This is a genomic window from Vagococcus martis (genome assembly GCF_002026305.1).
GTDB classification, from domain to species: Bacteria; Bacillota; Bacilli; order Lactobacillales; family Vagococcaceae; genus Vagococcus; species Vagococcus martis.
Genome location: NZ_MVAB01000001.1, coordinates 1,652,395 through 1,665,078 on the forward strand (window position 1 = coordinate 1,652,395; position 12,684 = coordinate 1,665,078).

Below are 12,684 nucleotides of genomic sequence, written 5' to 3' on the forward strand. Positions count from 1 at the left end.
GAGGAAAAAAGATGAAGTGGTTAACACTAAATGTACATAGTTGGATGGAAGAAGATACTGAAGAAAAGATGGATATATTGGCGCACTATATTATATCTAGTGGGTTAGATGGAGTGTCTTTACAAGAAGTCAATCAACGAATTGATGCGTTACCAGAGGAAAATCCACTTCATTTTGTGCCATCAATCAATGAAAAGACAATCATTAAACAGGACAATTATGCATTATGCTTAGTTAAACGATTAGCTGAGTTAGGGGAAGAGTATCATTGGAGTTGGACATATAGTCATATAGGATATGATATCTATGAAGAAGGAGTTGCTATATTATCTAAAGTACCAATAAAACCATATGCTGTTCTAGTTTCTAATGTTGATGATAAGAAATCTGTTCAAAGGCGAATGATGTTATGTGCAGAGCTTATAGTATCAAGTAAACCAATACTTGTTACTAGTAATCACTATTCATGGTGGGATGCAAATAGTCAAAAAGGATTTCAGATTGAATGGAAGTTAAGTAAACAATATTTAGATAAGTTTTCTGGTGTTAAACTATTATTTGGTGATTTTAATGGACCAGATACTATAAAAAATGAAACCTATGATTTAGTGAATGAAACCTTTATTGATACGTATAAATTAGCAGATAAAGTAATAGGTCATTACACTATTCCTGAAGAAATAGATGGATGGGAAGGGACGAAAGAACAGTTGAGAATAGACTATGCGTTCATATCTGAAAAACATCGAGTAAGGTTACATCAAGTTGTTTTTGATGGTGATATTTATCCGTGTGTGAGTGATCATTATGGTATTATGGTGTTAATTGATTTGTGATAAAGAGTGGGAGATAAAACTATGGGAGTTACAATAAAGGATGTTGCAAAAGAAGTTGGTGTTGCACCATCAACTGTATCGCGTGTTTTGAAAGATCATCCAAGTATTTCAGCAGAAACCAAAGAGCGCGTAAGAAAAGCAATGGATAAGTTAGGCTATGTTCCAAATATTTCAGCAAGAAACTTAGTTAGTAAACTATCTAATGCTATTGGGGTAGTCTTGCCAATTATTGAATCTAAAGAGCGAGCAAGTGAACCATTCTATTTAGAAGCGATTACGGCAATGAATGAAGAAGCAAGTAAACATCAAGTGAGTCTTGCTATAGCATCAGGTAATACTGAAACAGAATTACTGGAAGCAGTGACACTACTTTATTTACAAAGACGAGTGGACTCTTTTATCTTGATGTATGTAAAAGAAAATGACCTCATTTTAGACTTTTTAATTGAGAAAAATATTCCATTTACCATTATTGGACACCCATATCGTTATTATAATGACACTAGCTGTGTTGATAATGACAATCAGCTACTAGGTAGGAGTGTCACACAGTACCTCATTGATAAGGGACACAAGGATATTTTATTTGTAACAAATAATTCAACTGAAAACTTCTTTAAGGAACGTTTTTATGGGTATGAAATGTGTTTGAAAGATAATCACTTACCTTGCTATCCGGTATGTGATTTAGAAAAAAACAATGAATTTATTCAGTTAGATACCTTGTTAAGTGAAAGGAAAATCTCGGCATGCATTGCGCTTGATGATATGTTCGCTTTAAAAGTGATTCAGTTTATCCAATTGATTGGTCTAACAGTTCCTGATGATGTGTCTGTTATTAGTTTCAATAATTCTATTTTTTCAACATTGATTCACCCTTATATTACGTCAGTTGATATTAATACACGTGAACTAGCAAAGTCAGCTGTACTGGAGTGTCTAAACCAAGTCAATTATCCGGATGAGTTGAAAAAAAGAGTGATTATTCCACACCAATTAATTGAACGAGAAAGTGTCATAGACTATTAATAAAAAAATTCACCAAATTCTTTTTAGAATATTGGTGGATTTTTTTATATAATACAAGAAAGACAACTTGAGATAATTAAGGAGGGAAGATAATGAGTTTATATTTAGAAATACCAGAATGGGATAATAGCCTACCTTTTAGGGCATTTGAAAACCAAGGAGAGATTGTTGTACCACCACATTGGCACAAAGAAATTGAGATGATATATGTGACAAAAGGGCTAGTCAATATTGGTTATGATAATCAATTATTTCAAGTGCAAGAAGGGGAAATTTTTATTTTTGGTAGTGGTGAGTCTCATTATTTTTTAGCATCTCCTGGCAGTACACGGATTGTCTATCAATTTGATTTAACAGTTTTTCAAAATTATTTAGTAAATCAATCAGATTATAAAGACATTGTCATGTTATTTGAAAAAGCAGAAAATCTTAGTCGGTTTTGGGGGAAAGATGTCGAGCAAGAGATGAGAAGTCTTGTAGAAAAATTATTTAAAGAAGTACAGCAAAAAAAGTTGGGCTATGATTATGCTATATTAAGTCTGTTACACCAACTATTGGTATTCTATTATCGTGAGATTCCTCAAAAAAATCGTACACTCAAAGAAGGAAATTTTGTTGAATCAGCTCATCAAAAACAGACGTTAGAAAGACTGAATGATGTGTTTATTTACATAGAAAATCATTTTCAAGAGGTGATTACACTAGAGGATGTTGCCAAATATGTGGGATTTAGCCCATATTATTTTTCACGTTTTTTTAAGAAAAATACAGGGCAAAATTTTAGTCAATTTCTGACAGAGTACCGATTAAATCAAGCTAAATATATTCTTTCTCATGAAAATATTCCAATGATTGAAGTGGCAGAACGCTCAGGATTTAATAGTGTTAAAACCTTTCATCATGTATTCAAAGAACATGTTGGACTATCCCCTTTAAAATACCATAAGACAATATATGGGAATAATTGACCAAAATAACAGGAAGAAAACCTTATCATTTTTTTGTATGATGAATGTATCAACAAGAAAACGATGGAGGTTTTTTTATGACATTAAAAGTAGGGATTATTGGATGCGGTGGTATTGCTAATGGAAAACATATGCCAGCGCTAAGTAAAGTAGAAGAAGTCGAAATGGTGGCATTTTGTGATGTCATTGTTGAACGAGCTGAAAAAGCAAAAGAAGAGTTTGGTACAACCAAATCAGCTATTTATCAAGATTATAAAAAGTTATTAGCAGATAAAACAATTGACGTTGTTCATGTGTGTACACCGAATAACTCACATGCAGAAATTTCAATCGCTTCAATGAAAGCGGATAAACACGTGATGTGTGAAAAACCAATGGCTAAAACAAGTCAGGACGCAAGAGCGATGTTAGAAGCTGCGAAAGAAACAGGAAAAAAATTAACGATAGGGTACCAAAATCGTTTTACAACTGCTGCGAATTACTTGCATCAGGTATGTGAAGAAGGGGAATTAGGAGACATCTATTACGGAAAAGCACATGCGATTCGCCGTCGTGCTGTGCCAACTTGGGGAGTCTTTCTTGATGAAGAAGCACAAGGCGGTGGTCCGCTGATTGATATAGGAACACACGCTTTGGATTTAACATTATGGATGATGGATAACTACAAACCAAAATATGTGGTAGGAAATACCTATCATAAATTGTCACCAACAAAAAACGCAGCAAATGCGTGGGGACCTTGGGATCCAGAAAAATTCACTGTAGAAGATTCGGCTTTTGGTTTCATTACAATGGAAAATGGCGCAACGATTTCTTTAGAGTCAAGTTGGGCATTAAATAGCCGTCAAGTTGGAGAAGCGAAAACTAGTTTGTCAGGGACAAAAGGTGGCGCGGATATGTTTGATGGCCTAACAATTAATGGTGAAGATCATGGTTTACTGTATGAAAAACATATTGAACTAGAAACAGGTGGCGTTGATTTTTATGATGGTGAAGGAAATGACCCGGCATTGTTAGAAGCACAGTCCTTCGTTCAAGCAATTTTAAATGATACTGATCCAGTTGTTCTACCCGAGCAAGCCTTAGTTGTCACAGAAATTTTAGAAGCGATTTATCAGTCATCAAAAACTGGCGAGCCAGTATATTTTAATAAGTAGGTGAAAAGATGATTCACGTAACAGTGTGGAATGAATACAGACATGAAAAAATCGATAAAAAGGTACAAGAAGTTTATCCTCATGGTATTCACGAGCAGTTAGCGTCTTTTTTAACAGAAGAGTTTGAGGTTAAAACAGCTACCCTAGATGAAGTAGAACATGGTTTAACAGAAGATGTACTGAACAATACAGATGTATTGATTTGGTGGGGACATATTGCTCATAATGAAGTGAGTGATGAGATTGTCCAACGTGTGCATCAACGTGTCCTACAAGGAATGGGACTTATTGTGTTGCATTCTGGTCACATGTCTAAACTATTTATGTCATTGATGGGGACATCATGTGATTTGAAGTGGCGTGAAGCGGATGAAACTTGTCGCATATGGAATGTAAATCCAAGTCATCCAATTGTAGAAGGGGTTGGCGAATACATTGAGTTAGAAAAAGAAGAAATGTATGGCGAACACTTCGATATCCCAGCACCCGATGAATTGATTTTTGTGAATTGGTACAAAGGTGGCGAGGTATTTAGAGGTGGTTGTACCTTTAGACGAGGAAATGGTAAGATTTTTTATTTCCAACCAGGTCACGAAACCTATCCATCTTACTATAATAAACAAGTTCAGTTAGTAATTAAAAATGCAGTGAAGTGGTGTCGACCGATTGATAGTACCTATCCAACATATGGACATCATAAACCATTAGAAGACTTATAATATTAGGAGGAAACAAAGATGAAATTAGGTGTTTTTACCCCATTATTTAATAACCTATCATTTGATGACATGATTGAAAAAGTAGCGGAACAAGGGTTACAAATGGTTGAGATTGGAACAGGTGGCTCTCCAGGAAGTGCTCACTGTGATGTGGACGCGTTACTCGCCAGCAGTGATAAACGAAGAGAATACCAAGCAAAATTAAATGATAAAGGATTAGAAATTAGTGCCTTTAGTGCACATCATAATCCTATTTCACCAAAACCTGCAGAAGCAAAAGAAGCGGACGAACTATTAAGAAAAACAATTAAGTTGGCATCTCTAATGAATGTGCCAGTGGTAAATGGATTCTCTGGTGTTGGTGGAGGAAATGAAACTGATACATCTGTGAACTGGCCTGTTTTACCATGGCCAACAGATTACACAGATATCTATCATTATCAGTGGGAGAATAAATTAATCCCTTACTGGAAAGATATCAATCACGAATGCCAAGTAGCTGGAGTGAAAATTGGGATTGAACTTCATGGAGGTTTTTTAGCTCATACACCATATACTATGTTGAAATTACGTGATGCTGCGGGAGATAATATCGGGTGTAACTTGGATCCTTCTCATTTATGGTGGCAAGGAATTGAACCAGTTGGTGCGATTAAAATTTTAGGAAAAGAAAATGCGATTCATCATTTCCATGCTAAAGATACCTATTTAGATCAAGATAACATGAATATGTATGGTGTGACGGATATGCAACCTTATACAAATGTTCAGTCAAGAGCGTGGACATTTAGATCAGTTGGCTGTGGACATAGCTTACAAGATTGGTCAGATATTATTAGTGCATTGCGATTATATGGATATGATTACGTATTAAGTATCGAGCATGAAGATCCATTGATGTCAATCGATGAAGGGTTTTCTCGTGCAGTAACTAATTTAAAATCAATCATGATTAATGACAAACCAACAGATATGTGGTGGGCATAGGAGGTCATCAAATGCTTAATATAGGAATTATTGGTTACGGTGGTATGGGAAGCTATCACCACCGTGAATTAATAAAAAAAGAAGACGGGGTACAAGTGGTCGGTGTATATGATATAAAAAAAGATCGTTTGGATGCAGCAAAAAATGCGGGACTAAAAACGTATGAATCGTTAGAAGCGTTATTATCAGATAATGTGATTGACGCAGTATTGATTGCGACACCTAATGATGTCCATAAAGAGTTGGCTATTTGTGCAATGAACAATGGAAAACACGTGATTTGTGAAAAACCGGCGATGATGTCAACAAAAGAATTAGATGATGTCATCAAAGTATCAAAAGAAACAGGACAAGTGTTGATGGTGCATCAAAATAGACGATGGGATAATGACTTTTTAATCATTCAAGATATGTATCGAAAGAAACCGATTGGTGAGTTATTTCAAATTGAGTCACGTGTTCATGGAGCGAATGGCATTCCAGGAGACTGGCGCCATTTAGAGAAACATGGTGGGGGAATGTTGCTTGATTGGGGCGTTCACTTACTGGATCAACTTCTTTTTATGGTAGATAGTCCAGTAAAAGAGGTGTCCGCTGATTTAAGCTATGTATTAGGTGATGAAGTGGATGATGGCTTTATTGCGTACATCACATTTGAAAATGGTGTCAAAGCGTTAGTTGAAGTTGGTACAACCAATTTTGTTAAATTACCACGTTGGTATGTCAAAGGTTTGGAAGGAACAGCTGTCATTGATGATTGGGACCTATCTGGAAAAGTAGTGAAACAAACAGGCGTGATTGATCATCATAACTTAGTACCAATTAAAGCAGGACAAGGATTAACTAAAACAATGTCCCCGCCTTCAGAAGATGCGACTACAACCTTACCAATCGTTGAAGTTGAGGCAGATTATGATGGATTTTATCAAAATTTCCATGATGTCGTAGAAAATGGAGCAGTCCCTATTGTAAAAAACGAAGAAGTAAGAGATGTATTGGCATTGATTGAAAGAATATTTGAAGTGGCAAAATAAGGGAGTAACAAACAGGAAGATATCATCCTGTTTGTTACTCTCTATTTATTGTCGTACCTCTAACAACAAGAGTTGGATTGAAAAGTTCATTTCCTTGAGGTGCTCCATCTTGTTTGATTTTATTAAGAATCATTGTCGCACACGCCATTCCCATCTCAATGACAGGCTGCTTAATAGTAGTTAGTTGTGGATGAGCAATTTGATCTAAGAATACGCCATCAAAACCGATGATACCATAGTCATCAGGTAATTTTTCTCCTTTATTTTGTATTCCTCTTTCAATTCCAATAGCTAATCTATCCGAGCTACAAATAAAGGCAGTTTTTTTAGGAAACCGGTGAATATTTTTTGTAATAAAGTCAAATGTATATCGTGAGCGATTATCGAAACGATATATTTTAGGTACCATTTTGTATTTTTGCATAGTATTGATGTATCCTGCCTCACGAGAATATTCAAATGATTCTTTTACATCAATTCCGATATAAACAATATTGGTATATCCAGAATCTATCGCATGTTGAGTGGCGTAAGAGGTACCTAAGGCATTATCAGTATCAACATAATCATACCCGTATCGGTTTTCTCCAAATAAGACAAACGGTTTTTCAAGTCGTTCAATCCACTCTGCATGCTTTTCTCTCATACCAGTGATAATGTAGCCATCACTTTGTCCTAAGTCAAAACTGTTTTGTGTAATCAACTGGAGAGAGTATTGATATTGATCGAGTGTTTTTGATATGCCCATCAAGAGGTTCATATAGTAGGGTTCAGTTGTATCAATTTCTTCTAAAATAAAAAATTTTATAATTTGAGTTTTGTTATTTACAAGTGCTTTAGCTGCAGCATTTGGTTTATAATTTAAGTCTTTCATTGCTTGAAAGACAAGTTCTTTTAATTCGTCTGTTACTTTTTCTGGGTGATTTATGACTCTTGAAACTGTCATTTTTGAAACATTTGCTTTTCGAGCAACATCAGATAAAGTTACCATAAACGTCGTACACTCCTTTACAAGGTTCTCTTAATTATAATTATACCTGTATTCGTATAATTTTCATCATATATTTTAAATATCCTTAGCCTAGTGTTACTATACCAATAATGTTAACGCTAACACTATTTTTGTGCTTGTATGTTAGTGTAACATTTTCTAGACTGATGTTAGATAAGGAGGGAGAGCATGCAAAAAAATTGGTGGCAGGAAGCAATTATTTATCAGGTGTATCCCAAGAGCTTTAAAGATACTAATGGAGATGGTATAGGTGATATTAAAGGGATTACTTCAACATTAGATTATATTAAAAGTATTGGGATTAATACAATTTGGATAAATCCAATATTTGTTTCACCACAAATTGATAACGGTTACGATATTTCTAACTTTTATGCGATTGATGATATTTTTGGAAATGTCGATGATGTCGAAACGTTAATAGAAGAAGCGCATAAACGAGAAATAAAAATAATTTTTGATTTGGTATTAAATCATACATCATCAAAGCACCCATGGTTTCAAGAAGCTTTAAAAGGAAAAGATAATATTTACCGGGATTATTATATATGGGAAGATGCAGTTATCAATGGTGAAGAGCCAAATAATTGGGCCTCTTTTTTTGGCGGATCAGTATGGGAAAAGGATAAATTGAGTCATCAATATTATTTTCATCTTTTTGATAAAGAAATGCCCGATTTAAACTGGGAAAACCTAGAAGTTCAAAAAGCAATGTTAGATATAGCTAAGTATTGGATAAGTAAAGGCATAGATGGTTTTAGGTTAGATGCGTTTATTCATATAGCTAAAGCTGATTTTAATCAACAAAAAGAAACTAATAGTTGCGAACCAGTGATAGCCGAAGAATACTATGCAAATTTGCCAAAGGTTAAACACTATTTATCTCATTTTATTAGAGAAATAAAAAAATAAAACCAGATGTTTTTATTTTAGGTGAAGCAGCATCAGCAACGCCAACTATAGGTAAAGATTATATTTCGGAAAACTTATGCAGCACCATTATCTCATTTGATCATTTTAGAGAAAAAAGTCATTTCGAGAAAGAGAGTCATTTAACTACTTCCTTAGATGTTATTTCCTTTAAAAAATCAATTTATAAATGGCAAAATGAATTATCGAATGAGCAAAAGCCTACTCTTTATTGGAATAATCACGATATGCCCCGTGTGTTGTCACGATTTGGTAATACTAGTTTTTATAGGCATGAAAGTGCTAAGTCGTTTGCAACAGTAATGTATTTATTAAAAGGGATACCTATTATTTATTATGGGGAAGAAATAGGGATGAAAAATTTAGACATTCAAACAATTGATTTCTTTGAAGATAAAAAAATAGTTGAAGAGTATCAGTCCCTGATAACACAAGGATATAATCCAGAGGAAGTATTAAGAAGTTTAGCCAAAAAACATAAAGAAGTTAGTCGAGGTTGTATGCAATGGGATTCAACAGAATATGCTGGTTTTTCATCAGTTTCTCCGTGGAACAGTATTAATCAGGAAGACGGTTTTAACGTGTCGGAGCAAGAAAAAGATGAACATAGTATATTAAATTTTTACAGACAGTTACTTGAATTAAAAAAGACCCCGCTATTCCAAGAAGGACACGTAAATTTTTTGGATACACCTCCTGAGATTATAGCTTATAAAAGATTTTACAAAAGTGAAGAAGCAATAGTTATAGCTAATTTATCAGATAAACAAATAAACGATATCGATATCGTTATTCCAAGTACATCAAAGATTTTATTAGGTAGTTTGGAGAATGAAAAACAGATAGCACCGTATGAATTTGTTGTATATAAAACTTAAAACATATAGGAGAGATTATAAGATGGAAAAAGCAGCTTTATATCACAGACCTGAAAGTGAGTATGCTTATTTATATGATAAAGATACTATGCATATTCGGTTAAGAACCAAAAGAAACGATATATCTAATGTAAAACTTATTAGTGGAGACCCATATTTAATTCATGAAACTAAATGGTATAACCATTCAGAAAACATGCAAATAATTGCGCAAACAGAAGACTATGATTATTGGTTTATTGAAAAAATAGCCGATTTTAAGCGGTTACAGTATGCGTTTGAGCTAACTGATAATAAAGAGCGTGTATTTTACGGTGATAGAGGGTTATTTGAAATGACTGAGCAGGCACGTATGAAAGCGGAGAATTATTTTAGGTTACCGTATTTTCATGATATAGATAGAGTTAAGACGCCAGAATGGGTTAAGAAAACTGTTTGGTATCAAATATTCCCTGAACGATTTGATAATGGTGATACAACAAATGATCCAGATAATGTTTTGAAATGGGGCTCAAAAAATCCTGATCGTGATGATTTTTTTGGAGGAGACTTACAAGGTGTGATTAATCGCTTGGACCATTTAGCTGACCTAGGAATTAATGGTATTTATTTCTGTCCAATTTTTAAAGCAAGCTCAAATCACAAATATGATACAATCGACTATTTTGAGATTGACCCTCAATTTGGTACAAAAGAACTTTTTAAAGAATTAGTTGAAAAAGCACACGAAAAAGGAATAAAAATTATGTTGGATGCTGTGTTTAATCACACAGGATATTATTCAAAAGAATGGTTGGATGTTGTAGAAAATGGAGAAAAGTCTAAATATAAAGATTGGTTCCATATTAATCGTTATCCGGTAGAATTCGGAAAAAATGGTAATTTTGAGGGAGCAACAACAATTGCTTATGACACTTTTGCTTTTACACCTCGCATGCCAAAATTAAATACAGCTAATCCAGAAGTAAGAGAGTATCTGTTAAAAATAGCTAAGTATTGGATAGAAAAATTTGACATTGATGCATGGCGATTAGATGTTGCTAATGAGGTAGATCATCATTTTTGGAAAGCTTTCTATCATGAAACAACTTCTTTAAAAGAAGATTTCTATATACTAGGAGAGATTTGGCATTCTTCTCAAAGTTGGTTAAATGGTGATGAATTCCATGCTGTAATGAATTATGCCTATACGGAAACAATTATAAATTATTTTGTTAAAAAAGATATTAGTTCAACTAAGTTAGCAAGTGGATTGTACGAACAATTGATGTTATATCGAAATCAAACTAATCAAGTAATGTTTAATTGTTTAGATTCACATGATACGACAAGACTGTTGACATTATGTAATGGCGATAAAGATTTAGCAAAAATGACATTAGCTTTTACGTTTTTGCAACAAGGCTCACCATGTATTTATTATGGAACAGAGTATGCGATGGAAGGAGAAAATGACCCTGATTGCCGTCGATGTATGGTTTGGGAAGAGGACAAACAGGATAAAGAGTTTTATGAGTTTATAAAAGAGTTGATACAACTTAGACATAACGAGCAACATATTATAAGTTATGGTTCCTTAGATTTTAATCTATTGGATAATGATAAAAATATTGTTGGTTTCAAACGAGTATTAGATAATCAAGAACTGATTGCAATTTTTAATAACAGTTTGACAGAAAACATTGATTTAGATAATAAAGAAAATGTGGTATTTAGTCAGAATATTGTATTAGATTCAGAAAAAGTCATCATTAAACCAAAAGGGTTTGTTTTGTATAAAAAATGTTATCGATAACAACAAAAAAGCGTTTGCAATGAAATGTGTAACAACATAATCTTAGAGTGTAGTTAGTTGATATATAGGGGGATAATTTAGATGAACAAGATGAAAAAAATAGGTATTGGTTTATTAACACTTAGTGCAGTTGTTGCACTAACAGCATGTGGTGGAAATAAAACAAGTAAAGAAGAAAGTGGAAATAATACATTAACCGTTTCAGTCGATAAGGGTTACATTAAATACTTAGAGGAAGTAAAAGGTGATTTTGAAAAAGAAAACAATATCAAGATTAAATTAGTTGAAAAAGACATGTTTGATCAATTAGATGCACTTTCTTTAGATGGGCCAGCTGGAAAAGCACCAGATGTGATGATGTCAGCATATGATAGATTAGGACCTTTGGGACAGCAAGGTCATATTGCAGAAGTTAAGTTATCAGAAGACAGTCATTACAATGATAAAGATAAACAACAAGTAACTGTAGATGGTAAATATTTTGGTTCTCCAGCTGTTATTGAAACGTTAATTATGTACTATAATAAAGCACTTATTAACGAAGCTCCAACAACGTTTGAACAATTAGAAGAAATGTCAAAAGATGAAAAATATGCATTTGAAGGTGAAAAAGAAAAAAATGTTGCTTTCTTAGCAAAATGGACAGATTTTTATAGTGCGTATGGTTTATTAGCTGGTTATGGCGGGTATGTATTCGGAGATGATGGTACTAATCCTCAAGATGTTGGGTTAGCAAGTAAAGGATCGATTGAAGGGATTGAGTATGCAACAAAATGGTATCAAGATGTATGGCCTAAAGGGATGATGGACATAAAAAGTGCTGGGGATTTTATTGACAATCAATTTATCAATGGTAAAACAGCCGTTGTAATTAATGGTCCGTGGGCTGCTCAAGGTTATTCAGAATCAAATGTTGATTATGGGGCAGCTAAAATCGCCACTTTACCTAATGGAAAAGAATACGAACCATTTGGTGGAGGAAAAGCTTGGGTAGTAAGTAATTATTCAAAAAATAAAGAACTCAGTCAAAAATTTGTTGATTATTTAACAAATGTAGACAATCAAAAAGTTTTCTATGATATGACAAAAGAAGTTCCAGCGAACAACGAAGCAAGAGAATATGCAAAATCTAAAAATGATTCTATTACCACTGCTGTTATTGATCAATATGAATCAGCAAGTCCAATGCCTAATATTCCTGAAATGGCTGAGGTTTGGGCAGGTGGAGAAAACTTAATGTTTGATGCAGCCTCAGGGGAAATGTCTCCTAAAGAAGCAGCACAAGCAGCTGTTAAGATTATTAATGATAATATTTCACAAAAATATAGTGAATAAACAA

General features: G+C 33.9%; 10 protein-coding genes and 1 pseudogene. 10 read left to right on the top strand and 1 reads right to left on the bottom strand.

The features are described from left to right. The first annotated feature begins 11 nt into the window (after positions 1–11). The 7 genes from BW731_RS08015 to BW731_RS08045 all read left to right on the top strand — a co-directional run bounded on the left by BW731_RS08015 (position 12) and on the right by BW731_RS08045 (position 6,730). Positions 12–836, top strand: a complete 825-nt coding sequence (locus BW731_RS08015) for an endonuclease/exonuclease/phosphatase family protein (RefSeq protein WP_079347173.1) — start codon at positions 12–14, stop codon at positions 834–836. 21 nt (positions 837–857) lie between these two features. Next, positions 858–1,865, top strand: coding sequence for a LacI family DNA-binding transcriptional regulator (locus BW731_RS08020; RefSeq protein ID WP_079347175.1), 1,008 nt, complete (start codon positions 858–860; stop codon positions 1,863–1,865). 92 nt (positions 1,866–1,957) lie between these two features. After that, the gene (locus BW731_RS08025) at positions 1,958–2,833 is read left to right on the top strand and encodes an AraC family transcriptional regulator (RefSeq protein WP_079347176.1); all 876 of its coding nucleotides are present in this window, start codon (positions 1,958–1,960) and stop codon (positions 2,831–2,833) included. Between the two features lie 77 nt (positions 2,834–2,910). After that, the gene (locus BW731_RS08030; protein WP_079347178.1) at positions 2,911–3,990 is read left to right on the top strand and encodes a Gfo/Idh/MocA family protein; all 1,080 of its coding nucleotides are present in this window, start codon (positions 2,911–2,913) and stop codon (positions 3,988–3,990) included. An 8-nt stretch (positions 3,991–3,998) separates the two neighbouring features. Then, entirely contained in the window at positions 3,999–4,709 is a 711-nt protein-coding gene (locus BW731_RS08035) for a ThuA domain-containing protein (RefSeq protein ID WP_079347179.1), read from the top strand. An 18-nt stretch (positions 4,710–4,727) separates the two neighbouring features. Next, positions 4,728–5,696, top strand: coding sequence for a sugar phosphate isomerase/epimerase family protein (locus BW731_RS08040; RefSeq protein ID WP_079347181.1), 969 nt, complete (start codon positions 4,728–4,730; stop codon positions 5,694–5,696). 11 nt (positions 5,697–5,707) lie between these two features. Continuing rightward, entirely contained in the window at positions 5,708–6,730 is a 1,023-nt protein-coding gene (locus tag BW731_RS08045; protein WP_079347183.1) for a Gfo/Idh/MocA family protein, read from the top strand. A 34-nt stretch (positions 6,731–6,764) separates the two neighbouring features. Here the strand turns inward: BW731_RS08045 and BW731_RS08050 are convergent, their stop codons facing one another. Continuing rightward, positions 6,765–7,721 carry a LacI family DNA-binding transcriptional regulator gene (locus BW731_RS08050; RefSeq protein WP_079347184.1) on the bottom strand — a complete coding sequence of 319 codons (957 nt, stop codon included), beginning with the start codon at positions 7,719–7,721 and terminating at the stop codon, positions 6,765–6,767. A gap of 189 nt (positions 7,722–7,910) precedes the next feature. Here BW731_RS08050 and BW731_RS13120 point away from each other — a divergent pair. The 3 genes and pseudogenes from BW731_RS13120 (at position 7,911) to BW731_RS08065 (ending at position 12,680) form a co-directional block, all read left to right on the top strand. Further along, positions 7,911–9,550, top strand: a pseudogene (locus tag BW731_RS13120) (alpha-glucosidase). A gap of 22 nt (positions 9,551–9,572) precedes the next feature. Continuing rightward, entirely contained in the window at positions 9,573–11,345 is a 1,773-nt protein-coding gene (locus tag BW731_RS08060; RefSeq protein WP_079347186.1) for a glycoside hydrolase family 13 protein, read from the top strand. 81 nt (positions 11,346–11,426) lie between these two features. Then, entirely contained in the window at positions 11,427–12,680 is a 1,254-nt protein-coding gene (locus BW731_RS08065) for an extracellular solute-binding protein (RefSeq protein WP_079347188.1), read from the top strand. Positions 12,681–12,684: the final 4 nt, after the last annotated feature.

What these genes read in the sequence shown, in the direction of transcription:
- BW731_RS08015 (WP_079347173.1), top strand. Translation starts at nt 12, where the DNA reads ATGAAGTGGTTAACACTAAATGTACATAGTTGGATGGAAGAAGATACT.
- BW731_RS08020 (WP_079347175.1), top strand. Translation starts at nt 858, where the DNA reads ATGGGAGTTACAATAAAGGATGTTGCAAAAGAAGTTGGTGTTGCACCA.
- BW731_RS08025 (WP_079347176.1), top strand. Translation starts at nt 1,958, where the DNA reads ATGAGTTTATATTTAGAAATACCAGAATGGGATAATAGCCTACCTTTT.
- BW731_RS08030 (WP_079347178.1), top strand. Translation starts at nt 2,911, where the DNA reads ATGACATTAAAAGTAGGGATTATTGGATGCGGTGGTATTGCTAATGGA.
- BW731_RS08035 (WP_079347179.1), top strand. Translation starts at nt 3,999, where the DNA reads ATGATTCACGTAACAGTGTGGAATGAATACAGACATGAAAAAATCGAT.
- BW731_RS08040 (WP_079347181.1), top strand. Translation starts at nt 4,728, where the DNA reads ATGAAATTAGGTGTTTTTACCCCATTATTTAATAACCTATCATTTGAT.
- BW731_RS08045 (WP_079347183.1), top strand. Translation starts at nt 5,708, where the DNA reads ATGCTTAATATAGGAATTATTGGTTACGGTGGTATGGGAAGCTATCAC.
- BW731_RS08050 (WP_079347184.1), bottom strand. Translation starts at nt 7,721, where the DNA reads ATGGTAACTTTATCTGATGTTGCTCGAAAAGCAAATGTTTCAAAAATG.
- BW731_RS08060 (WP_079347186.1), top strand. Translation starts at nt 9,573, where the DNA reads ATGGAAAAAGCAGCTTTATATCACAGACCTGAAAGTGAGTATGCTTAT.
- BW731_RS08065 (WP_079347188.1), top strand. Translation starts at nt 11,427, where the DNA reads ATGAACAAGATGAAAAAAATAGGTATTGGTTTATTAACACTTAGTGCA.